This is a genomic window from Streptomyces sp. NPDC059832, from assembly GCF_042731715.1.
Classification (GTDB): domain Bacteria; phylum Actinomycetota; class Actinomycetes; order Streptomycetales; family Streptomycetaceae; genus Streptomyces.
Genome location: NZ_JBHWIY010000041.1, coordinates 22887 through 44478, shown reverse-complemented (window position 1 = coordinate 44478; position 21592 = coordinate 22887). Strand labels below are relative to the sequence as shown.

Sequence of the window (21592 nt, the reverse complement as noted above, 5' to 3'; positions counted from 1 at the left end):
TCACTTCACGGCGCCGGCGGTGAGCCCCGACTTCCGGAAACGCTGGAGCAGGGCGAAGGCGAGGATCAGTGGCAGGACCGCGAGCAGCGAACCCGTGATCACGACGGGGTAGTACTCGGGCGGGACGACGGCGGCGCTGTTCCAGGTGCGGAGACCGAGGCCGACCGGATACAGATGCTGGTCAAAGAGCATCACCATCGGCAGGAAGAAGTTGTTCCAGACCGCGGTGAGCTGGAAGAGGAACACGGTGACCAGGCCCGGCCCCGGCATCCGCAGGGCGACCCGGAAGCAGGTGGTCGACTCGCCCGCGCCGTCCCTCCGCGCCGCTCCTCGAACTCGGCCCAGGCGCGCGGGACCGGGAGGCCGTACTCGGCGAAGAGGTCGGTGCGGTAGTGCATCACCATCGGCTCGACGTCCAGCGGCACGCTGAAGACGCGCTTGTCGAAGGTGGTCAGGCCGAGCGCCTGCGGCAGCAGCCGGGCGCGCAGGCCGTCGCCGAGCAGGTCGGTGATGTCACGGGCGGCCCCGTCGATGGCGAAGCCGGGGATCCGGGGGTACTCGATCGTCGCGACGTCCGGGGCGTTGCCCGCTCGGGCGGCGTTGCTGAGCTTGGCGCAATCGCCCGTGCTGCCCGCGGGGACCTGCTGGAAGTCGGCCTGGACGGTGTCATGGGTGCGGTTGAACGCGTCCACCACCTCCTGGCTGCCGCGCCACGCGGACCAGAAGGTGATGTGGGTGGCGCGCTTCCCGGCCCGGTTGCCCGGGGTGCCGGTGCCGACCGGTCCGGACGACCCGTCGGCGCCGCCGCAGGCGCCGAGCGCACCTGCCAGGGGCAGGGTGGCGATCGTGGCAAGCACGGATCGACGGCTCTGTCGACCGGGCATGTGCGCCTCCCGCGGCTTCTGAAACGGCTCACGGGGAATCCTGATCGGCTGATCGGTACTGGTCAATAGATCGCTCAGAAGAAAATCAAAGCGGTCAAACGATCACTTCATGGAAAGCGGCGGCTCCTGTGCCGATCCGCGCACCTCAAGAGTGGGCAGCAGCTCCGTCCGGCGCACCGGACCGGTCGCCCCGACGGCCCCGGACAGCCGGTGGAGCAGCAGCTCGGCGGCGGCCCGGCCGATCTCCGCCTTCGGCGGCGCCACCGCCGTCAACGGCGTGCTGCCGAGGGCCGCGACCACATCGTCGTACGCCACCACCGAGCAGTCCCGCGGCACCTCGACACCGCTCTCCGCCAGCCGCTGTACCAGCATCAGCGCATCCACGTCGCCGTGCAGCACGGCCCCCGTGGCGCGCCGCTCCCGCAGCAGCGCGGCGAGGTCGAGAGCGGCCCGGCCGTCGGCCGCCGGCGCGGACCCGCGGGGCTCCGCCGCGGCCCCCGGAGAGCTCAGCACCACCGACCAGTCCTCCACCTCCGGGCGCGCCGCCGCGATCTCGGCGAACGCCGCACGGATGCTGCGCGCCGTCGGACTGTCGTCACGGGCGGCCAGCACGATACGGCGATGCCCCAGCGACACCAGGTGCTCCACGGCGAGATGCGTCCCGTACCAGTGATCGGAACACACGGAGTCCAGGGCGTGCAGCCCGCTGCCCGGCCGGGGCCGCCGCTCCATCAGCACGGTCGGCACCCCCACGTCCGCGAGCCAGCCGTAGTCCAGCTCCTCCGAGCGGGCGCTCGGCCAGCGCGGCGCGATCAGCAGCCCGCGCGCCCCGTCCGCCAGCGCCCGCTCCACCAGAGGACGTTCGGCACCGGCCGACGGGGGCGCGATGTGCAGGGCGATCCGTATCCCGGACTCCTCCAGGACGGACCGGGCGCCGTGCAGGGTCTCGTACAGGTACGTATGCCGCTCCGGGACGACCAGGGCGACCGCCCCGGCGTCCCCGGCCGGCTCCTCGCCCCGGGCCGCCGGGACCGCGGCGGTCGGCACCGGCTCCCGCACCGGGCGGGCCACCCCGTGGCCGCGGCGCAGCCGCCCGACCCGGGCCAGCTCCTCGACGTCCCGCCGGACCGTGACCACCGAGACGTCCAGCTCGGCCGCGAGCACGCTGACCTTGACGGCGCCGCGCGATTCCACCACCGAAAGGATTCGCTGACGCCTGAGTTCAACCGGCTCCCGCATGCTGCTGGCCCCCTCGCCGTACCGCCGCGCGTTGTTCGTTTGAACGCTTCCTGTGAGCGTTCGGGTCGCAGCATAGCGATCAGCCCTCGGGTGTCCACGGGTGCGGACCGTCCCGTACGCCCCACCAGCCCCAGGGGGGCTCTTGCGGCTCTCGCGCAACGGCGCCTAACGTCAACGGACTTGGGGCCGACCACCGAGGGGAGGGGCACATGGAGATCAAGAAGGTAGTGGTCCGCGAGGAAGAGGCGAAGAACCGCGAACGGCAGACGATCGAGAAACGCCCGACGCGCTGAACCGGGGGGTTCCGGCGCAGCCGGCACAGGACGCGACCGACCCGCCGGGACGGCGCGCCGCGGCCGGACAGTGACGAAAAGGGCGGACGCCGGACACGACCCGGCGTCCGCCCCCGTGCCGTGGGAGACGCAGTGCGCATACATCTGGTGACCATGCCGTGGCAGCCGATCGAGCTTCCCTCGCTCCAGGTGGGGCTGCTGCACTCGCTGCTGGACCGTACCCGGCCGGACGACGAGGTGCGCGAGTTCCACGGCTCCCTGCGCTGGGCGGAATTCCTGCTGGAACGCTCGCGGGGGGCGCTGCGGCCCGGCGACCATGTCGCGGTCGGGAGCGAATCCATCTTCGACGGCCTCGGGGACTGGGTCTTCTCCGGCGTCCTGTACAACGATCCCGAATGGGGTGTGGCACAGCTCAAGGAGTACGCCACCCGGCGCGGGACCGACATATCCACCGCGACCGCGATGCGGGTCCACGCGGCGGAGTTCATCGACGAGAGCGCGAGCGCGATAGTCGACGACGCGCCCGATGTCGTGGGATTCACCTCCACGTTCATGCAGAACATCTCCTCGCTGGCGCTCGCGGCGGAGCTGAAACGACGCCGCCCCGGGCTGACCGTCGTGTTCGGCGGCAGCAATTGCGACGGCCCGATGGGCCACGCGCTGCACCGCAACCACCGCTTTGTCGACCATGTGGTGCGCGGGGAGGGGGAGTACGCCCTGCCTGCCCTGCTCGCCCACGTCGAAGCGGGCACCGCACCGGCCGATGTGCCCGGACTCTGCTGGTGGGACGGGCCCGAGTCGCGTGCCAACGAGGAGTCCCGGCGCACCGTCGCGCCCGGCGACATCCCCTCTCCCGACTACGACCTCTGGCAGGCGGCCATCGACGCCTCCCCGCTCGCGGAGTACGTCCATCCGAAACTGGTGGTGGAGGGGGCCCGCGGCTGCTGGTGGGGCGAGAAGCACCACTGCACCTTCTGCGGACTCAACGGATCGGCGATGACCTTCCGTGCCAAGACCGGAGAGCGGCTCTGGGACGAGGTCGACCGCCTGGTCCGGCGCCACCGCATCCTGGACATCGTCACCGTCGACAACATCATCGACATGGCGTACTTCAAGGACTTCCTCCCGCTCGCCGCCGACAGCGGCTGGGACCTGCGCATGCACTACGAGGTCAAGTCCAATCTCACTCCGGAGCAGCTGGAACTGCTCGCCCGCGCCGGTTCGGTCCATATCCAGCCCGGCATCGAGAGCCTCGGCAACAAGGCCCTGGAGCTGATGGACAAGGGGGTCAGCGCGGCCCGCAACATCCGTACGCTCCGCGAGTGCGAGAACCACTCGCTGACCTGCTCCTGGAACTATCTCTACGGGTTCCCGGGAGAGCGCGCCGAGGACTACGCCCCCGTCATCGACCAGATGCCCGCGCTCGTCCACCTCCAGCCGCCAGGCGGCGCCCACCGCATCCAACTGGAGCGGTTCAGCCCCAACTTCGCCGACCCCGCGCTCGGCTTCCACCGACGACAGCCCGCCGAGATGTACCGCCACGTCTACGACCTGCCCGAGGAACAGCTGGCCGACCTGGTCTATCTCTTCGACACGCCGCCCGCCGGGATCGGCGGCGAGACCGAGGCACGGCTGAAGGCCGCCGCCCGCGACTGGTACACCGGCCACCCCTCCTCGACCCTGGTCCTGGAACAACCCGACGGGGACGGCGAGGAAGTGCTCCTCGTCCACGACCGACGCCACGGCTGGCCGCACCGCAGCCACCGCCTGACCGGCTGGCGGGCCGCCGCCCTCCGCCACCTGGAGGCGGGCCGCACCCGGCCGGCGCTGCACCGGCTGCTCACGGCCGACGGAAACCCGCCGTCCGCCGAGGAACTCGGCACCTGGCTCGGCGACGCGGTCGCTCTGGGGCTCCTCTTCGACGACGGGCGGTCGTACGTGTCGCTGCCGACCTGGCATGTCCCGGTCCGGTCGGTCGAGCGCACCCGGGGCGCGGACGGGACGACCGACGGGCCGTCGGGCGCGCCGGACAACGGGCCGTCGGGCGCGCCGGACAACGGGCCGTCGGGCGCGCCGGACCATGGAGAGAAGGCTGCCGGATGAGCCCCCTGCCCGCACCCCCGCCCCGTACCGCACCCGCCCTGCCGACCGGACAGGTGCCGCACCGGATCCGAGGACGGCTGGTGACGGTGGACGAACCCCTGCGGCTGGGCGCGGGCGGCAGACCGGCGACGGCGGCGGTCCAGTTCCTGCGCGAGTGCCAGAGCCACGATCTCGTCGTGCGCTGGCTCCCGGCGGCCGACGACCCGCTGTTCGCCGGGCCCGCGCACGAGGTGTCCGGGACGGCCGCACTACTGCGCCACCTGCCCGCCCCCGGCCCGCTGCCCGGCGAACCGCCGGAACTCACCGCGTGGCGGGACCGCCATGCCTACGGACAGCTCTACCACCGGCGCGGACCGGACTTCGTCACCGTCATGGACCGCCGGGAGCCGTCGGCCGCGGCCCGCTTCACGATCGACGACCCCGACCTGCTCGCCACGTTCCGCACCGTCCAGGACGCCACCGCCGTCGCCGCACTGAGCACCATCGGGCGGGAAGCGGTGGAGCTGCTGGCGGCGGAACGCCTCGCCTGGGTGACCGACGGCTGGGTGGTGGCCCTGCCACCCCGCATCCGCCGGTGGCCCGTCCCCTGCACCGACATCTGAGCCGGATGGAGCAGCTGCCGGACCCGCCTCCGCCCTCCGCCCGCACACAGACCGCCGGGACCGACCGTCCTGGACGCACCCTGCTGCGCCACCGACCGTTCGCGCTGCTGTGCGGGGAACAGATCGCCAGCTCCGTCGGGCGTCAGGTCACCACCCTGGCTCTCGCGCTGCTCGCCGTGACCCTGCTGGACGCCGGACCGTTCGGCGCCTCCGCGCTGATGGCGCTGAGCTATCTGCCGGGCGCGCTGCTCAGCCCGTTCGCCGGTGTGCTGGTCGACCGGGCGCGGCTGCGCGGCCTGACCGTGCTCCTCACCGTTCTTCAGGTACTCGTCGTCGGTTCCGTCCCCCTGACGGCCGCCCTGGGCCGGCTCGGACTGCCCCAGCTGTACGTGGTGGCCACCGTGTCGGGCGCGCTGACCTCCATGCTCGCCGTCGCCCTCCAGGCGGCCCTGCCCCGGGTCGTGCACCCCGAGCAGCTGCTGTCCGCCAACTCGGCGCTGACCGGCGCCCGGACCACCGGGCAGATCGGCGGCCCCGCGCTCGGCGGCGTGCTGGTGGGACTGACCGGGGCCTCGACGGCGCTGCTGGCCGCCTGCGTGGCGTACGGCGTCGAGGCGCTGCTGCTGCTCGCGCTCCCCGCCGCACTCAACACCCCGGCACAGCAAGGCAATCGTGCATCGGAATCCCGAACCGCCGCGCTGCGCGCGGGACTCGAAGTCGTGCGCGGCGAACGGCTGCTGCGCCGGCAGGTGCTCGCGGGGGCCGGATTCAACCTCGGCAGCGGGGCCGCCGACGCGCTCTTCGTGCTCTACGCCACCCGCGATCTAGGCCTGCCCGCCTGGCAGTTGGGGACGGTCTACGCCGCGTTCAGCGTCGCCACCGTCCTCGGCGTGCTGCTGGCGGGCCGGTTCGCCGCCACCATCGGGCTGGCCAGGGCCACCCGGATCTGCGCGGTGGTGGCCGCCCTCGCGATCTTCCTGATCCCGGGCGCCTCCCTGGGCCCCGGCTTCCCGGCGCTGCTCGCGTACCAATTCCTCTTCGGCCTCGCGGCCACGGTCTGGGCCATCTCCATGACCACCACCCAGCAACTGATCACACCACCCGAGCTCCAGGGCCGGGTCGCCGGGGTCCTGCAGGCCGCACTCATCGGCACGGTGCCGATCGGCGCGCTCGGCGGCGGTGCGCTCGCCGCCTGGCTGGGCAACGTGCCGGTGCTCACCGGCGGGGCGACGGTGTCGCTCCTGGCCGCCGCCTGCCTCTGGTTGCGATAGCCGGGGCCGCGGGGGTCCACCACGCACTCGGCCCTCCCGGAGCGCCCCCTGCCGTCGGGGCTGTTCCGGGAGGGCCGGGGAAGAGCCGGCTCAGACGATGCCTTCCTCGATCTCCGCCTGCTCGCGGGCGTTCCCGTAGGCCGACGGGGTGCTGTACGAACGGCGGGCGACGAACCACCACACGGTGGCCAGGACCAGCACCGCGACCAGCGCGATCGACGCGTAGTTCATCGAGTCGACCGTCACCGGGGAGGACTGCGGGAGCAGGAACAGCACGGTCACGATGGCGACCCACACGACGGCTATCCAGCCGATCGGCTTGCTCCAGCGGCCCAGGTGCCACGGTCCGCGCTCGAACCGGCTGCCGGAGCGCAGCTTCAGGAAGATCGGGATCGCGTAGGCGGGCGTGATGCCGATGACGTTGATCGCGGTGACCGCACCGTACGCGGTGGCGGAGTACAGCGACGGCAGCGCGAGCACTCCGGCGACGACGACCGACAGCCACACCGCGTTGACGGGCGTCTGGGTGCGCGCGCTCACCTTGTGCCACAGCGCCGAGCCCGGCAGGGCGTTGTCGCGGCTGAACGCGAACACCATCCGGCTCGCGGCGGCGACCTCGGCGTTGCCGCAGAACAGCTGCGCCGCGATCACGATCAGCAGCATGGCGGTGGCCCCGGAGGTGCCCAGCGCGTCGATCAGGATCTGCGCCGGCGGCACACCGGTGGCGCTCTTCTGGGTGCCCGCGTAGTCCTGGATGGCGAAGGTCAGCCCGGCGAGCAGGACGAAACCGGCGACCCAGGAGACCCAGATCGCGCGGACGATGCCCTTGGCGGCCGTCACGGAGGCGTTCGACGTCTCCTCCGACAGGTGGGCCGAGGCGTCGTAGCCGCAGAAGGTGTACTGCGCGAGGAGCAGGCCGATCGCCGCCACGTACAACGGGTTGTGCCAGCCCGTGCCATTGACGAACTCGGTGAAGACGAACGACGGCGACTGGTGGTGCGAGGGCACGACCGCGAGCACGGTGACGATCACCGCGACACCGGCGAGATGCCACCACACACTGATGGAGTTGAGCACGCTGACGAGGCGGACGCCGAAAAGGTTCAGCACGGCGTGCAGGAGCAGGATGCAGACAAAGATGATCATTGTCTTGCCCGGTGTGGGGGTGAAGCCCCACTGCAGATTCATCAGCGCACCGGTGAACAGCGCCGCGCCGTAGTCGATGCCCGCGATCGCGCCCAGCAGACCCAGCAGATTCAGCCAGCCGGTGTACCAGCCCCACTTGCGGCCGCCGAGCCGGTCGGCCATGTAGTACAGCGCCCCCGAGGTCGGGTAGGCGCTGGTGACCTCGGCGAGCGCCATGCCGACACAGAGCACGAAGAGACCGACACCGGCCCAGCCCCAGAGCATCACGGCCGGTCCACCGGTCGACATGCCGAAGCCGTACAGGGTCATGCAGCCGGAGAGGATCGAGATGACGGAGAAGCTGATGGCGAAGTTGCCGAAGCCTCCCATACGGCGGGCGAGCACCGGCTGGTAGCCGAGTTCGCGCAGTCGCTCCTCCTCGTCCTTCGGCGGGGTTGCCTCCGCACCCGACTGGGTCGGGGTGGATATGGACATCGGGAAAACCTCCATGAGCGGGGATGGAAAGGGACGGACAGGATCGGTTCGGGGCGGGCAGGAGGCACGGCGTCGCGGCGCCTCCAGTCAGCGCTGGGGCCCCCGCCCGGGGGTACGGGGTGCCGCGAGACACCGGCTGCGGGCGCGCAGGAAGACATCCTCGGCGTCTCCCGGGCCCTTGCGGCCACGTGTGCGGTAGGACCAGGGAACCGAGGTGAAATAGGGTCCCAGCTCCTCGAACACCGCTGCGGCCTCGGCGAATTGGAGGGCTCCCCACAGGGCGTGGGCCAGATGGTTGAGGTCGAGCAGGGAGTGGGAGATCGGTGTCGTACGGCGGAACCAGAGCTCCAGCGCACGGGCCGCGTCCCGTTCCGCGTCCTCGGTGACCCAGTGCAGGTCCAGGGCCTTCTCGTGGCCCTGCTCGCGGCGGTAGCGCTCGACCCGCACATACAGGGGCAGCACATGCAGCGCGGAGCCGTCGGGTGCCGAAGAGGCCGCCCACTGGACGAAGTTGACCGCCTCCGAGAGGGAACCGCCGGCCTTTCGCGCGTATACGAACTGGAGCATCCGGTGGTAGGCCTCGCGGTTGCACGGATCGCGTTTGTCGGCCTCCGCCAGCAACCCCCACGGACCGGGAAAGAGCATCGGTCCCGGCGGATGCAGCCGGTGCTCCTCCAACTGCTGCCGCTCGTCCAGCTGGGACAGGGCCAGCAGGCACACCCATGGCACCGGGTCCGCGGGCGAGGCGTTCGCGGCCGTCCGGCAGGCCTGCCAGGCCTCCGCCCAGAGCTCCTGGGCCCGGTGGTGGCCCTCGCGGTGGGCGCGCACGGCACGCTCGACGACGACCCGCGCCTGCATCACCGCGGCGGCGACACTCCGGGGATCCTCGGCCAGCCAGGCCTGCACCGCGTCCGAGCCGGCGGCGACCGCTCCGAGCACCTGGGTGCGCTGGGTCCACAGGGTCCAGTCCGGCGTACTCTCCAGCAGGCTCCGCATGGACATCCAGCGGCCGGTGCGCAAATCCTGTAACGCGACGCGCAGATCGTTGTCATGGCCGGCCGGGTGGTAGACCGGCCGGAAATCACTGTTGGCCATGGACTCGCCCTGCCCCCGTACGACAGGCCGGCATGCGACGGTCGGAAGATCTCCTCAGCACGTCACGCAACCCGGCGGTGGCATGGAACCCGTGCAGATGCGAAAGGCCGGGGAACCGGTGAATCGGGGCTCGGTACAGGGTGTCGGTCTCATCAATCCTCAAGGACGTGGGGGGTGAAGCAGTCTGTTGAAAAACGAACTGCTCGAAAGCGTCCGGTTGTTGCTCGGCGGTGAGTGTAAGGCCAGTCACTCCGAACTCCGGACCGATTCGCGGATCTTACTCAAGTCAGCTGATTCTCCAGGACGTTGAAAGATGTACCGGTTCTTCCGGTCGTGACCTGGGCAGCTCTTGACGTACGCGGTGGTCTGCACCACTCTGGGCGGCGAGTTCAGTGATCACGCTTCCGTTCAAGCCGCAGAGCTTCCGCACCGCTGGAGAGTCGATGACAGGCCCGGTACTCGCCGTGGACCAGGGCACGTCGGGGACGAAGGCTCTGGTGATCTGTCCCGAGCGCGGTGTGATCGGTTCCGCCTCCGTTCCGGTGCGGCCCCGGCACGGCGCCGGGGGAGTGGTCGAGGCGGACCCTGCCGAACTGCTCGGCTCGGTCGTCGAAGCGGGCCGCCGGGCGTTGCGGGAGGCCGCCGAGCCGGTTTCGGCGGTCGGCCTCGCCAACCAGGGCGAGACGGTGCTCGCCTGGGATCCGGAAACGGGGCGGCCGCTCACCGAAGCGATCGTCTGGCAGGACCGGCGCTCCGCCGCGATCTGCGACGAACTCGCCCCGCACGACGATGAGTTGACGCAGCTCACCGGGCTGCCCCTCGATCCGTACTTCGCCGCGCCGAAGATGGCCTGGATCCGCCGGGAACTGACCCGGGAGGGTGTCGTCACCACCACCGACTCCTGGCTCGTCCACCAGCTGACCGGGGCGTTCGTCACGGACGCGGCGACGGCCGGGCGCACCCAGCTGCTCGACCTCGACCGGGTCGGCTGGTCACCCCGGGCCCTGGACATCTTCGGGCTCGGCGACGAACGGCTGCCGGACGTCGTCGACTGTGACAGCACCGTCGGCACGACCACCGCCTTCGGCGGTGAACTGCCGCTGACCGGCCTGCTCGTGGACCAGCAGGCCGCCCTGCTCGCCCAGAACGCCCTGGACCCGGGCAACGCCAAATGCACCTACGGGACGGGCGCCTTCCTGCTCGCCCAGACCGGGCCCGCCCCGCGCCGCGGCTCCACCGGACTGGTCAGCTGTGTCGCCTGGCGACTCGGTGGCCGTACGAACTACTGCCTCGACGGGCAGGTCTACACCGCCGCGTCCGCCGTCGACTGGCTCTCCGGCCTGGGGGTGATCTCCGGCGCGGCCGACCTCGACCCCGTCGGCGCGACCGTCCCCGACGCCGGCGGCGTCACCTTCGTACCGGCACTCGCCGGGCTCGCCGCCCCCTGGTGGCGTGGTGATCTGCGCGGATCGATGACCGGCCTCGGCCTCGGCACCACCGCGGGCCATCTGGTGCGCGCGCTGTGCGAAGGCATCGCGGCACAGGTCGTCGAGCTCACCGAGGCGGCCGCGACCGACCTCGGCTCGCCACTGACCTCGCTCCGCGTCGACGGCGGTCTGACCCGCTCCGAACTGCTCATGCAGACCCAGGCCGACCTGCTGCAACGACCCGTCGAGGTGTCCGCCCTGCCCGACGTCACGGCCCTCGGCGTCGGAGCGGTCGCCCGGCTCGGCCTCGACCCGCGCCTCCCGCTCCGCCGGGCCGTGCCCGACTGGAAGCCCGCCGCCGTGTACGAACCCCGGATCGGCGCCGACGAGGCGGCCGAACGGCTCGCCGGCTTCCGGACCGCCGTGCAGACCCTGCTGGACCATGCCTGAGACGTACTCGACCCCGGCACCCGCGGCCCCGCGTACGACGCCGCCCACCGCACGACCGGGGCCGGAATCTTCGCCGTCGGCAATCTGCAGGTCACCCTGCGCACCACCGGGAGACTCGCCTCGCCGCTGCTCGTCGTCCGCCAGGACAGCCGGGAGCTCCACCGGCAGCGGCTGCTGCTGCCCGCCGTCCCGGACCGTGCGTTCCAGCTGCGCGCCGACTGGCTCGACCGGGTCGATCCGCATGGCGGGACCGTACGGATCGCGGTGCGCTGACCGTACGTCAGGGAATGAGCAGCCAGTCCGATCCGATCGCCGCGACCAGGCCGACGGCCAGCAGCCAACTGCCCAGCCGGGTACGGCCGTTGCGGCTGAGCTCGATCACGATCCCGCACAGGATCAGCGCGAGCCCGTACACCCCGACCACCAGGACGGACGACCGGCTGGCGATCCGCAGCGCGAGGACCACCGCCATCGCGGCCATGCCGACCGACGAGAGGACCATGCGCAGCCGTCTCGCCTGGCGTGGAGTCAGCTTCCGGTCCCCGGTCCCGTCGGCCTCCTCGGGGGCCGTCTCCGCGACGGCCTCGGGGTCGGCCGCCGGGATGGGTATCGGGGTGTCCACGGCCTGGTCCTGGTCAGAAGTGCTCATGACGCGCGATCGTAATGGCTGCGGGCTGCCCTGTTCACCGCTCCGCGCGATGGGTGGCGAATATGACGCGGGTCCGATGCCTGCCCGGCCACTTACCGCCCCTCGCACCGGTACGACCCGGGCCCGGTCCGGGCTACGGGGCCGGGGGCCGCAGACGCGGTGCCTCGGTGGCCGCGTCGACGGGCTCGGCACGCGCCGCCCGTCCGCCCGCCGTGCCCCCGCAGTCCGCGGCCGTCCCCGCCGCCACCCGTCCGGCCAGCTCCTCGGCCCAGCCGATCAGCCCGTCGACGCCGATCCCGTACGGCCGGGCCGCGGCGAACTCCGCGAGCGCCGCCGCGCCGCGCCGCAACAGCCGCGCCCCGCCCGTCGAATTGCCCCGGGCCGCATGGGTCAGCCCCACGGCCAGCTGCGCGAGCCCGCGCCACAGCTCCCGCTCGGCCACCGGGCCCGACTTCCACGCGTCCTCGAACACCTCGTGCGCATGGAACGGCATCCCCGCGTCCAGCAACCGCTGTGCCTCCCGCACCGTTTCCTCGGGGGTGCGGACCACCCCTTCCGGTTGCCGCTCGACTCCCGGCGCCCCGTACGGAAGGGGGCGCCCCAGCCCGTCACGCGGGCGTGCGTTGCGCGCCCTGCCCTCGGTGTCACGGTCCCTGCGCATCTCGTCCACTCCACGATTGTGCCCCGCACCTGCGGCGAACTGTCCGAACCACTGTCCGTGGACCCCCGGACACGACTAGTGTCGAAAGCCATCCGTACCACCCTGGGGAGGGTAGGCATGAAGCCGTCCCGGCCGCTGTACGAGCGCGAACCGGAACTCGCCGCCGCCGCACAAGCCGTGGACGCCCTTTGCGGCGCCCAGGCCGCCGGCGGGCTGCTGATCTTCAGCGGCGAGGCAGGCATCGGCAAGACAGCACTGCTCGGCGAGATCCGGACGATCGCCGCCGACCGTTGCACGGTCTGGTCCGCACGAGGCGGCGAAACGGTCACTTCCGTGCCGTTCCACGTCGTACGCCAACTGCTGCAGCCCGCACTCGACCGGTTCCCGCCCGACGAGGTGCGGGCCCTGTTCGGGTCATGGTTCGAGATCGCCGCGCCGGCCCTCGGGCTGGCCGAACCGACCGGTCCGCAGCCGGACCCGCAAGGCGTGCGGGACGGCCTCGACTTCGTCGTCGCCCGGCTCGCGTCCCGGCTGAGCCACCGCCCGCTGCTGCTCATCATCGACGACGCGCACTGGGCGGACGGCGAATCCCTCGCCTGGCTCGCCTCGTTCACCGCCCGCCTCGGCGAACTTCCCGTCCTGGTCGTCCAGGCGCACCGCCCGGAAGAGCTGGCCGCGCGCCAGAAGGAGAGCGGACCGGGCAGTGCCCACCCGTCCCAGGTACGCGTCGCGCTGCGCGCGCTCACCCCGGACGCCACTGCGGAACTGGTCCGCGCGGCCCTCGGTGAACACGCCGATGACCCGTTCTGCCGCGAGGTGTGGGCCGTCACCGGCGGCAATCCCTACGAGGCGGTCGAGCTCGTCGCCAAGGTGCAGGACCGTGAACTGGCCCCGCTGGAGGAGTCGGCCGGACTGCTGCGCGAACTCGGCGCCTCGGCCCGCGGGAGCGGCCTCGTCGCCCGGCTCGAACGGCTCGGCACCAACGCCAACAGGTTCGCCTGGGCCGCCGCGGTCCTCGGCACGGACATCTCCCAGGACCTCGCCGCCACGCTGGCCGGAATGAGCCCGGCCGAGGCCGCCGACTGCACGGCACGACTGCGCGAAGCCCGTATCGTCACCGGCTTCGACCCGCTGGAGTTCGTCCACCCGCTCATCGCGAGCGCGGTCTACCGGTCCATTCCGCCGGCCACCCGCACCGCCATGCACGGCCGGGCGGCCTGGGCGATCACCCGGGCCGGACTCGGCCCCGCGGCGGCCTCCCGGCACCTGCTCGAAGTGCACCCGGACGACGACCAGGAACTGGTCGGGCAACTCCGCGAAGCGGCCAAACAACACCTCGCCGTCGGCGCCCCGGAGGCCGCCCGCCGCTGCCTCGAACGCGCCCTGCAGGAACCACCGAGCCAGCGCGTGAAGGCCACCCTGCTGTACGAACTGGGCTGTGCCACACTGCTCAGCTCCCCGGCCACCACCGTCCAGCACCTGCGCGCAGCCCTTGAGATGCCCGGACTCGACGACGACCACCGGGTCGACGCCACCTACCGGCTCGCGGCCGCGCATTCGCACAACAACCAGCTCAAGGAGGCGGCGAACGCCCTCGCGGCGGAGGCCGCACGCACCGCGCCGGGCCCCGGCCTCATGCGCCTCCAGGCCGCCCACTTCCTCTGGGAGGGCATGCAGGCCGGCGAGGAGGACGGTCCCGGGCGCTCCGGCCGGCTCGCACGCAACGCCGACCATCTGCACGGCCGCGACAACGCCGAACGAGCCCTGCTCACGCTCCGCGCCTTCGACGCCATGCTGCGCGGCGAGAACGCCCAGCTCATCGTCGACCTCTGCGAACGTGCCCTGGTCGACGGCCACCCCGCCCGGGGGCTCGGCTGGACCGATACGGAGTGGGGCTTCGAACTGCCGACCCTGGTCGGCATCACCTACGCCTTCACCGACCAGCTCGACCGGGCCGAGGAACTCTTCGGCGAGGCCGTCCGCGCCTTCGAGATCTCCGGCTGGAGCGGCGCGCACCTCGCGTTCGCGCACACCCTGCTCGGACTGGTCCACCGCCGTCGCGGACGGCTGGCCGAGGCCGAGGGCTTCCTGCGCGAAGGGCTGCGCCTCGCCGACCGCGTCGGCAGCGGACTTCCGGTCCACTGGGACGCGGCCTGTCTGCTCATCGACACCCTGGTCGCCCGCGGCCGCGTCACCGAGGCCCGCGAGATCGCCGACCGCTACTCCTTCGGCGCGCCCTACCCCAGCGCGATGGTGCTGCCCGACGGGCCGTGCGTACGCGGTCGGCTGCTGCTGGCCGAAGGCCGTACGAAGGAAGCGATCGTCGAACTCGAAGCGGCGGGCCAGGCCCTCGAACCCCGCGGCAGGTTCAACGGGGTGTGGGCTCCCTGGGCCGGCGACCTCGCCCGCGCCCTGGCCGAGGAGGACCCGGCGCGCGCCGCCCAACTCGCCACCTCGGCCCGGGTGCACGCCGAACGCTTCGGCACGGACACCGCGATCGGCGAGGCCCTGCGCTACGTCTCCCTCTTTGCCCGCCCCGAGGACGCCGTCCACCTGCTGGCCGAGTCGGTCCGCCACCTGGAGGCATCCCCGTCCGCGTTCGAACACGCGCTGGCCCTCGTCGACTACGGCATCGCGATCCGCTCACCGCGCGAACTCGCCAGAGCTCACAAACTGGCCACCGCGTGCGGCGCGGAATCCCTGGCAAACCGCGCCCACCAGGCACGGGCGTCGATCCGGGCCTCCGAGTGAGGTAATGTTTGTCCTGCGAAGCCGCCCGGCAACACCGGGGCAATCGCATCGGGACGTGGCGCAGCTTGGTAGCGCACTTGACTGGGGGTCAAGGGGTCGCAGGTTCAAATCCTGTCGTCCCGACTCGTGAGAGTCGCAGGCAAGAGGCCGTATCGGAAATATCCGAAGCGGCCTCTTGGTCATTTCCGGGACTGAGGGACAACGCGTCGCCGTTGTCCCGGCGGAGTGCAACCTCTGCTCCCTGGCAGCGAGTTGCCCGGGGCCGTGCGGCTCGACGCGCCGCTCGCGAACCCGCCCACGGACGACGCCCCTGCCCGGGTCCCGGCATGACGGCACTCGGGCAGGGGCACGATCGACACATGGAGAATCGGCCGAGAACCTTGCCCGTCGCCCCTGTTCGCCTGGCCGGGCGAAGGATCGTGCTCAGGGAGTGGGACGAGGCGGACATCCCCGCGTTGATCGAGATGTACGACGATCCGGAGATCAGCCGCTGGAGGTCCGTACCCTCGCCGTTCGACGCGGACGCCGCCCGCGCGTACCTCGGGCGGGCTCGCGAGGCACGGGCCGAAGGCCGCCGCATACAGCTGGCCATCACGGCCGACGGCGGGCAGCCGCAGGGCGAGGTGCTGCTCTTCCAGGACGAGCTGGATCAACGGGACATCGAGCTCGCCTACGGCGTCGGGCCGCGGTACCGGCGTCGCGGACTGGCCTCCGAAGCGGTCGCGGTCACCACTGAATACGCCGTTCACCGCCTCGACGCGAGGCGGGTGCTGCTCCGGATCGAAGCCGGTAACGCCCCGAGTGCCGCCGTGGCGCGATCGGCCGGATTCCGGCCCACCGCGGACGAGCCCGTCCAGCGGGAGGCGAAAGGGCGGCGGGTACTGCTGGAGACCTGGTGCCACCGGAACGGCGAACCGGTGTCCTGACCGGCGCGGGACCGCGCCCGCAGCCCGGGGCGCCTCGCGCCCACTAGGCTGGGACGAAGAGCGCCCACATGGTCCGGAGCGCACACATCCGTGCGAAGAGGTGCGGTGCCCTTCGGGAGGCATGATGAGCAGGCAGCCGGTCCTTCTTCCCTACGCCGATCCGGCCTTCGTCGCCGACCCCTTTCCCGTCTACCGGCAACTGCGCGAGGACGGCCCGGTGCGGCGCGCCATCATCGCCGGTGGCCTGGAGGCATGGCTGGTCACACGGTACGAGGACGGCCTCGCGGCCCTGTCCGACCCGCGGCTGAGCAGCGATGTCCGCGATGCGTCGGACCCCCGGCTCATCGAGCGGCTGCCTGCCACGGACCGCGAGTCCGTACTGCGCAACATGCTCCGCACCGATCCCCCCGACCACACCCGGCTGCGCCGGCTGGTGTCCAGGGTGTTCACCGCGCACCGCGTGGCCCGGCTGCGGCCCCGCGTCCAGGAGATCGCCGACCGGCTGCTCGACGAGATCGGGCCGTACGGCCGTGCCGACCTCGTCGGTAGCTACGCGCTGCCGCTCCCGGTCACCGTGATCGGCGAACTGCTCGGCGTGCCCGTGGCCGACCGGCACGATTTCCAGCGGTGGACCGACGACATGGTCCGCCAGGGGGCCGAACCACCGGACCCGGCCCGGACCGAAGAGGCATGGCAGCACCTGCGCGGGTATCTGACCGGGCTCATCGGGGCGAAGCGGGCCCGCCCCGGGGACGACCTGCTCAGCGTGCTGGTGACCGCCCGGGACGAGGAGCGGAGCCTGGACGAGGACGAGCTGATCGCCATGGCCTTCCTGCTGTTGGCAGCGGGATACATCACCACGGTCAACCTGATCGGCAGCGGGATCGCGGCGCTGCTCGCCCACCCCGACCAGCTTCGGATGCTGCGGGACGACCCGGCGCTGCTGCCGGGCGCGATCGAGGAATTCCTGCGCTACGACGGACCGGTCAACCCCGGCATCGCCCGGTTCGCGCGCGAGGACGTCACCATCGCGGGCGTGGACATCCCGCGCGGCGCGACCGTGCTCGTCGCATCGGCCATCGCCGACCGCGACCCGGACCACTTCCCCGAACCCGACCGCCTGGACATCTCACGGCAGGACAACGCCCACCTCGCGTTCGGGCACGGCATCCACTACTGCCTCGGGGCGCCGCTGGCCCGGCTGGAGGGGCAGATCGCCATCGGCACCGTACTGCGCCGCCTGCCCCGCCTCGCCCTGGCCGTGCCGCCCGAGGAACTGCGGTGGCGACCGGGAGGGCTGCGCGGCCCCGAGCGACTGCCCGTCACCTTCACCGCCGACGCCCCGGCCTGAAGGCGTGCGCCGCGCCGCCCGCCGGCTCAGCCGAAAAGCTTGCCCAGGAACGCGTCGAGGTTGGCCCTGGTCCGCTCCACCTGCTCCGCCACCGTCAGGCTCTCCTTGAAACGACCGCCGGGCGCCGGGGTCTTCCTGCCCCGGACATACAGCGAGCAGGCGAGATCGGTGCAGATGTACAGGCCGACCGAATTGCCCTCGCGCCCCGCGGCGCCGGTCTTCCGGGCGGTCATCAGCGAGACACCGCTCCCCGGGTGTGTGGTGAGACACAGGGAGCACATGCTTCGATGGAGGAAGCCGCGTTGCTGGGAGGGGAAGCGGAGCGTCACGCCGATGAGTTCGCCGTCGCGTTCGGTGACGATATAGCTGCGTCCGGGGGCGGAGAGATCCCGCCACCCCAGGAAGTCCAGATCGTCCCAGGGCTGCTCGTCGAGGTCGCGGGGCAGCGGCAGACGCTTGGCCTCCCCCTTGGAGCAGTTGATGAACGATGCGCGGATGTCCTGCTCACTCACGGCCTTCATGCGAGGGACGCTAACTCTGCCTACGACCACTAGGCAAATGATTAATAGGGCAAGGCTATGCGCCGTCCACGGCGTTCGTGACGGTCAGCCGGTGCGCGGGGGGATGCTCGATCGGGAGGTCGGGGCGCCAGGCCGCGAGCACTTGGGCGGAGGGACCGAACAACGGTTCCGGCAGGGCGTCGACTGCGGTCCACTGCCAGGTGCTGATGAGATGGGGCTCGGTCACCTGCGGGCTTCCCGACCGCACGGTCACCGCCGCGCCCATCGACACGCGGTTGATCCCCCCGACCACGTCGTGGAGCATGGCGAATACGCGTACGTCCTCCGCGTCGACCTCCAGACCCGTCTCCTCCCGGAGCTCACGGGCGGCCGCCTCGGCGATGGACTCATGGGTCGGGTCGACCTTGCCGCCCGGCAGCTCCCAGGTCCCGCCGTGGTGCCTGCCGAGGAGGACCCGCCCCCGCTCGTCCTGCACGATCACCCCCACGCCGAGCGCCGCCTGCGCCTGCGGTGGACGGGTGTTGCGAGAAGAGGCGTCCGCGGGCGTGGTCTTCATGGTGCTCCCAGTGCTCCTCGCAGGTGGGGGAGTGCCATGGGCGCGGGGCCCGGCACTCCGGTCGTACGGGGGCAGCCTACGGACAACCGCGGCGCCGTCTCTCGCGCGGGCCGCACTGCCTGGGGCATCGCCTCAGACGGCCAGCCGCAGCGATGTCCCCGAGATGCCGAGCCGTACCGTCTGACCCCATGTCAGCTCCAGTGCGTCCGTCTCCATCCCGTCGCCGAAGACCACCACCCGGTCCGACTCGACAGTGAGCCTCAGCCCCTGCCCGCGCCCCAGCTCGCCCGCGACCAGCGAGGTGCCGGTCGCGGGGGACGGCCAGGCCTCGCGGACGAACCAGAGGAGTCGGGGGTCGGTGGGCGCCGGGAGGTGCAGCTTGCTGCGGCGTTCCTGCCACAGTGAGCGGAGCCAGCCCGTGGCGCCGGTGCCGGTGCCGACGAGGACGCCCGAGGAGGCCTGCAGCTCGGCGGCGGCGCCAGGAGCGTCCGGGCCGAGCCGGTAGCGGGCGGTCTGATGGCCGGGCGGGCCGAGGTAGATCTCGTTGAGGGCGAGGAGGCGCTGGGTGTCGTCGGCCACCGCCTCGACCATGGTGAGTTCGTCCGCCGCGCCGCCGGGGGACCCGGCCGCCCGGAGCAGGGCGGCCGCGTCGCGGGGCCGGTGGCGGACGAGCACGCCCGGATTGCGTCCGGGTTCGGTGTCGATGCCCACGACAGGCTGGCCGGAGAGGTACTTGGCGGCGTTGGCGACCAGTCCGTCCTGACCGACGACGACCACCACGTCCTCGGGCCCGAACAGGAATCGGTCGAGGTCCGCACGTTCCACCCGCGACTGACGCCACTGGAGCGGCACGGCCGCCGCCACATCGGCGAGCGCCTGCTGGGTCCGCCGGTGCCGCCGCGCCACCTCGTCGATGGACCGGCCGCGGCTGGAGAGGAAGAAGGCGGCCTGTCCGTGCGTGCCGTGCCGGGCCAGCAACTCCTCGTACTCGGTGGTGCGGTGGACCAGTACCGCGCGCGGGGCGAGGCTCATGCCCGGGTCTCCGGGCCGGCGTTGCCGAGCTTGCTGAGCAGGCCGGTGAGCACGTCGGGGGAGAGGGTGAGGCTGTCGATGTGCGGCAGGTTCTCGGCGAGACCGGTCGCCGCCAGGGCGTGCAGGGTCGCGGTGTCCACCTCGCCGTGCACCCGCAGCCAGGCCGCCTGGGACTCGGCCCGCGCGGCGCCGACCTCGCGGGCGGCTTCGGCCTCGGCGCGGGCCAGCCGCACCGTGCGGGCCGCCTCCGCCTCGGCGCGCACCCCGTCGGCCGCCGCGTGCTCCTCCGCCTCGCGGCGGGTGTTGGTGCCGCGCTGCTCGACCAACTGCTCCTCCCTGCGTGCCAGTTCGATCTGGCTGGCGAGCTCGTTCTCGGCGATGGCCCGTTCCCGTTCCACGGCCACGGCGCGGCGTTCGTAGGTGGCCCGGTCGGCCTCCTGCTGGATCTGCTCGCGGGCGGGGGTGCGCAGGGCGCGCTCCACCTCGGCCTCGGGGCGGATCGCCACCACCCGTACCGCGACCACGTCGATGCCGGTGGCGGGCAGCCGCGGTTCGGCGGCGAGTCCCGCGGCGACCCGGTCGCGTACCGAGGCGACACCGTCGACCAGTGCCTCGGCCAGCGCTGTCCTGGCCAGTACGTCCAGGGTGTGCTGCTGGGCCGTCTCGGTGAGCAGGGTGGCGATCTGCTCCAGCGGCGCGCCGCGCCAGACCCCGGTGTCCGGGTCGACCGAGAAGTCCAGCCGGGCGGCGGCCTCGGCCGGGTCGCTGATCCGGTATGTCACGGTGGCCTGCACGGTGACGTCCTGGAAGTCGGACGTACGGGCGTGGAACGCCATCGCCAACTCCCGGTCGTTCACAGGGACTTCCGAGAGTGCGGCAGTGAGCGAGCGGTACCAGAAACTCAGCCCCGGCCCGTCGTGGGCGAGCCGGCCGCGCTTGTGGTGGCGGATGTGCGCGGTGGGCGCGGAGCGCAGATGGCGCCAGCCGAAGCGCCTGGTGATGTCGGCCATGTCGACCCCCCTTGTTCTCGTCGTGGGGACGATAACGGGGATGCTAATTATCGTCAAGGGGACGAGAAAGGTTGGCTGCCCGCTTCGGTCGGTGCGGCCCTCGCGGTCGGACCGTTTCCGGCCGGTCGCCGCTCCGGCCGCCCTTCGCCGCGAGGAATCTGGCCGGCACCTCGCCCCCGCCGTGCACCGCCAGATCGGCGCCGTTGACGTAGGAGGCCAGGCCGCCCGCCAGATACAGGCAGGCGCGCGCCACGTCGTCCGGTGCCGCCATCCGCCGCATCGGGACGACCTCGGCCACCGCGGCGCCACCGTCCTCGCCGTAGACCGATGCCGCGCTCTGTGTGCGGACGAGTCCGGTCGTGATGTGGTTGACGCGTACCTTCGGCGCCCACTCCAGGGCCAGTGCCCGGGTCAGCGCCAGCAGTCCGGCCTTCGCCGCCGTGTACGCGGCCGTGCCCGGCTGCGGGGTGTGCGCGGAGACGCTGCCGATGTTGACGACCGAACCCCCGTCGCCCTGCCCCTGCATGACCCGGTTGGCGGCCTGCGACACATAGAACGGGGCCAGCAGGTTGAGGGCGACGATCCGCTCGACGAAACGCGGTGACACGGTGGCCGCGTCGGCGTCGGGGGAGCCGCCCGCGTTGTTGACGAGCACGTCCAGCCGTCCGAAGCGTTCCACCGCCAGGTCGACCAGGGCGGCCGCCTCGGCCGGATCGCGTACGTCGGTCCGCCGGAAGTGCGCCCGGCGGGTGCCGCTCCCGGGCAGTTCCGGCGGTTCGCCGCGACCGCAGACCAGTACATCCGCGCCGACGGCGAGGAACGCCTCGGCGATCACGGCGCCGATGCCCTTCGTGCCGCCGGTGACGATCACGGCCCGCCCCGTGAAGTCGATGGGATTGCCGATGTCCATGGTCCGCCCCCGCCGCTTTCCGGAACGCGCGTGCAGTCGAAGTCCGTGCCGATCGGTCGGTAAATCTACCAACTGTTTGTTTGGTGGGATAGGTGCCGCTCCTGCCGGGCGGGATGTGGCGCGAGGAGGTGCAACCGCGGGGGGGGGGGGGGGGGAGGGGGGGGGGGAGGGGGCCCCGACAGGGGGTTGCCCCCCCCCCCCCCTCCTCTCCGCCCTCGCGGGTATTTCTTCTCCCTTCTCC

General features: G+C 72.1%; 17 protein-coding genes, 1 tRNA gene and 2 pseudogenes. 8 read left to right on the top strand and 12 right to left on the bottom strand.

Features of this window, described 5'->3' with window-relative positions; all coding sequences use genetic code 11:
- From ACFV8T_RS39740 to ACFV8T_RS39730, 3 genes and pseudogenes are all read right to left on the bottom strand, one after another.
- Window positions 1–327: pseudogene (locus ACFV8T_RS39740) on the bottom strand (carbohydrate ABC transporter permease); the annotation flags it as partial.
- Window positions 294–884: pseudogene (locus ACFV8T_RS39735) on the bottom strand (ABC transporter substrate-binding protein); the annotation flags it as partial. The pseudogenes ACFV8T_RS39735 and ACFV8T_RS39740, both read right to left, overlap by 34 nt.
- Before the next feature lie 102 nt (window positions 885–986).
- Window positions 987–2123 (bottom strand): substrate-binding domain-containing protein, encoded by a 1137-nt coding sequence (locus tag ACFV8T_RS39730; protein WP_385337210.1) that lies wholly within the window; start codon window positions 2121–2123, stop codon window positions 987–989.
- A 425-nt stretch (window positions 2124–2548) separates the two neighbouring features.
- Between ACFV8T_RS39730 and ACFV8T_RS39725 the strand changes: the two genes are divergently transcribed.
- Genes ACFV8T_RS39725 through ACFV8T_RS39715 form a run of 3 tightly spaced genes read left to right on the top strand, consistent with a single transcriptional unit; the run spans window position 2549 to window position 6392 of the window.
- Complete coding sequence (locus ACFV8T_RS39725) at window positions 2549–4519, top strand: RiPP maturation radical SAM C-methyltransferase (RefSeq protein ID WP_385337207.1); 1971 nt, start codon at window positions 2549–2551, stop codon at window positions 4517–4519.
- Window positions 4516–5121, top strand: a complete 606-nt coding sequence (locus tag ACFV8T_RS39720) for a DUF5825 family protein (protein WP_385337205.1) — start codon at window positions 4516–4518, stop codon at window positions 5119–5121. Before ACFV8T_RS39725 ends, ACFV8T_RS39720 begins: the two co-directional genes overlap by 4 nt.
- A gap of 5 nt (window positions 5122–5126) precedes the next feature.
- On the top strand, window positions 5127–6392 hold the full coding sequence (locus ACFV8T_RS39715) for an MFS transporter (RefSeq protein ID WP_385337203.1): 1266 nt from the start codon (window positions 5127–5129) through the stop codon (window positions 6390–6392).
- A 90-nt stretch (window positions 6393–6482) separates the two neighbouring features.
- Here ACFV8T_RS39715 and ACFV8T_RS39710 read toward each other — a convergent pair whose 3' ends face one another.
- Together ACFV8T_RS39710 and ACFV8T_RS39705 are read right to left on the bottom strand one after the other, a co-directional pair.
- Window positions 6483–8012 carry an amino acid permease gene (locus ACFV8T_RS39710; RefSeq protein WP_385337201.1) on the bottom strand — a complete coding sequence of 510 codons (1530 nt, stop codon included), beginning with the start codon at window positions 8010–8012 and terminating at the stop codon, window positions 6483–6485.
- 87 nt (window positions 8013–8099) lie between these two features.
- Complete coding sequence (locus ACFV8T_RS39705) at window positions 8100–9107, bottom strand: hypothetical protein (protein ID WP_385337198.1); 1008 nt, start codon at window positions 9105–9107, stop codon at window positions 8100–8102.
- 443 nt (window positions 9108–9550) lie between these two features.
- On the opposite strand from ACFV8T_RS39705, the gene ACFV8T_RS39700 reads away from it, so the two are divergent.
- The gene (locus ACFV8T_RS39700) at window positions 9551–10984 is read left to right on the top strand and encodes an FGGY family carbohydrate kinase (RefSeq protein ID WP_385337196.1); all 1434 of its coding nucleotides are present in this window, start codon (window positions 9551–9553) and stop codon (window positions 10982–10984) included.
- A gap of 280 nt (window positions 10985–11264) precedes the next feature.
- Here ACFV8T_RS39700 and ACFV8T_RS39695 read toward each other — a convergent pair whose 3' ends face one another.
- Both ACFV8T_RS39695 and ACFV8T_RS39690 read right to left on the bottom strand, forming a co-directional pair.
- Entirely contained in the window at window positions 11265–11633 is a 369-nt protein-coding gene (locus ACFV8T_RS39695; RefSeq protein ID WP_385337193.1) for a hypothetical protein, read from the bottom strand.
- A 133-nt stretch (window positions 11634–11766) separates the two neighbouring features.
- On the bottom strand, window positions 11767–12303 hold the full coding sequence (locus ACFV8T_RS39690; RefSeq protein ID WP_385337190.1) for a DUF309 domain-containing protein: 537 nt from the start codon (window positions 12301–12303) through the stop codon (window positions 11767–11769).
- A 108-nt stretch (window positions 12304–12411) separates the two neighbouring features.
- Between ACFV8T_RS39690 and ACFV8T_RS39685 the strand changes: the two genes are divergently transcribed.
- The 4 genes from ACFV8T_RS39685 (at window position 12412) to ACFV8T_RS39670 (ending at window position 17322) form a co-directional block, all read left to right on the top strand.
- Window positions 12412–15045 (top strand): ATP-binding protein, encoded by a 2634-nt coding sequence (locus ACFV8T_RS39685; protein ID WP_385337187.1) that lies wholly within the window; start codon window positions 12412–12414, stop codon window positions 15043–15045.
- Between the two features lie 49 nt (window positions 15046–15094).
- A tRNA-Pro gene (locus ACFV8T_RS39680) sits at window positions 15095–15168 on the top strand.
- 236 nt (window positions 15169–15404) lie between these two features.
- Window positions 15405–15971 carry a GNAT family N-acetyltransferase gene (locus tag ACFV8T_RS39675; protein ID WP_385337184.1) on the top strand — a complete coding sequence of 189 codons (567 nt, stop codon included), beginning with the start codon at window positions 15405–15407 and terminating at the stop codon, window positions 15969–15971.
- A gap of 124 nt (window positions 15972–16095) precedes the next feature.
- Window positions 16096–17322 carry a cytochrome P450 gene (locus ACFV8T_RS39670; RefSeq protein ID WP_385337182.1) on the top strand — a complete coding sequence of 409 codons (1227 nt, stop codon included), beginning with the start codon at window positions 16096–16098 and terminating at the stop codon, window positions 17320–17322.
- 26 nt (window positions 17323–17348) lie between these two features.
- Here the strand turns inward: ACFV8T_RS39670 and ACFV8T_RS39665 are convergent, their stop codons facing one another.
- From ACFV8T_RS39665 to ACFV8T_RS39645, 5 genes are all read right to left on the bottom strand, one after another.
- The gene (locus ACFV8T_RS39665; protein WP_385337179.1) at window positions 17349–17843 is read right to left on the bottom strand and encodes an FBP domain-containing protein; all 495 of its coding nucleotides are present in this window, start codon (window positions 17841–17843) and stop codon (window positions 17349–17351) included.
- 55 nt (window positions 17844–17898) lie between these two features.
- The gene (locus ACFV8T_RS39660; RefSeq protein WP_385337177.1) at window positions 17899–18399 is read right to left on the bottom strand and encodes an NUDIX hydrolase; all 501 of its coding nucleotides are present in this window, start codon (window positions 18397–18399) and stop codon (window positions 17899–17901) included.
- 132 nt (window positions 18400–18531) lie between these two features.
- Window positions 18532–19431 carry a hypothetical protein gene (locus ACFV8T_RS39655; RefSeq protein ID WP_385337174.1) on the bottom strand — a complete coding sequence of 300 codons (900 nt, stop codon included), beginning with the start codon at window positions 19429–19431 and terminating at the stop codon, window positions 18532–18534.
- Window positions 19428–20441, bottom strand: a complete 1014-nt coding sequence (locus tag ACFV8T_RS39650) for an SPFH domain-containing protein (RefSeq protein ID WP_385337171.1) — start codon at window positions 20439–20441, stop codon at window positions 19428–19430. Before ACFV8T_RS39650 ends, ACFV8T_RS39655 begins: the two co-directional genes overlap by 4 nt.
- 43 nt (window positions 20442–20484) lie before the next feature.
- Window positions 20485–21351, bottom strand: coding sequence for an SDR family oxidoreductase (locus ACFV8T_RS39645; protein WP_385337168.1), 867 nt, complete (start codon window positions 21349–21351; stop codon window positions 20485–20487).
- Window positions 21352–21592 lie beyond the last annotated feature (241 nt).

Coding starts and splice junctions, on each gene's coding strand:
- ACFV8T_RS39730 (WP_385337210.1), bottom strand. CDS start 2,123: ATGCGGGAGCCGGTTGAACTCAGGCGTCAGCGAATCCTTTCGGTGGTG.
- ACFV8T_RS39720 (WP_385337205.1), top strand. CDS start 4,516: ATGAGCCCCCTGCCCGCACCCCCGCCCCGTACCGCACCCGCCCTGCCG.
- ACFV8T_RS39715 (WP_385337203.1), top strand. CDS start 5,127: ATGGAGCAGCTGCCGGACCCGCCTCCGCCCTCCGCCCGCACACAGACC.
- ACFV8T_RS39710 (WP_385337201.1), bottom strand. CDS start 8,012: ATGTCCATATCCACCCCGACCCAGTCGGGTGCGGAGGCAACCCCGCCG.
- ACFV8T_RS39705 (WP_385337198.1), bottom strand. CDS start 9,107: ATGGCCAACAGTGATTTCCGGCCGGTCTACCACCCGGCCGGCCATGAC.
- ACFV8T_RS39700 (WP_385337196.1), top strand. CDS start 9,551: ATGACAGGCCCGGTACTCGCCGTGGACCAGGGCACGTCGGGGACGAAG.
- ACFV8T_RS39695 (WP_385337193.1), bottom strand. CDS start 11,633: ATGAGCACTTCTGACCAGGACCAGGCCGTGGACACCCCGATACCCATC.
- ACFV8T_RS39685 (WP_385337187.1), top strand. CDS start 12,412: ATGAAGCCGTCCCGGCCGCTGTACGAGCGCGAACCGGAACTCGCCGCC.
- ACFV8T_RS39675 (WP_385337184.1), top strand. CDS start 15,405: ATGGAGAATCGGCCGAGAACCTTGCCCGTCGCCCCTGTTCGCCTGGCC.
- ACFV8T_RS39670 (WP_385337182.1), top strand. CDS start 16,096: ATGAGCAGGCAGCCGGTCCTTCTTCCCTACGCCGATCCGGCCTTCGTC.
- ACFV8T_RS39665 (WP_385337179.1), bottom strand. CDS start 17,843: ATGAAGGCCGTGAGTGAGCAGGACATCCGCGCATCGTTCATCAACTGC.
- ACFV8T_RS39660 (WP_385337177.1), bottom strand. CDS start 18,399: ATGAAGACCACGCCCGCGGACGCCTCTTCTCGCAACACCCGTCCACCG.
- ACFV8T_RS39655 (WP_385337174.1), bottom strand. CDS start 19,431: ATGAGCCTCGCCCCGCGCGCGGTACTGGTCCACCGCACCACCGAGTAC.
- ACFV8T_RS39650 (WP_385337171.1), bottom strand. CDS start 20,441: ATGGCCGACATCACCAGGCGCTTCGGCTGGCGCCATCTGCGCTCCGCG.
- ACFV8T_RS39645 (WP_385337168.1), bottom strand. CDS start 21,351: ATGGACATCGGCAATCCCATCGACTTCACGGGGCGGGCCGTGATCGTC.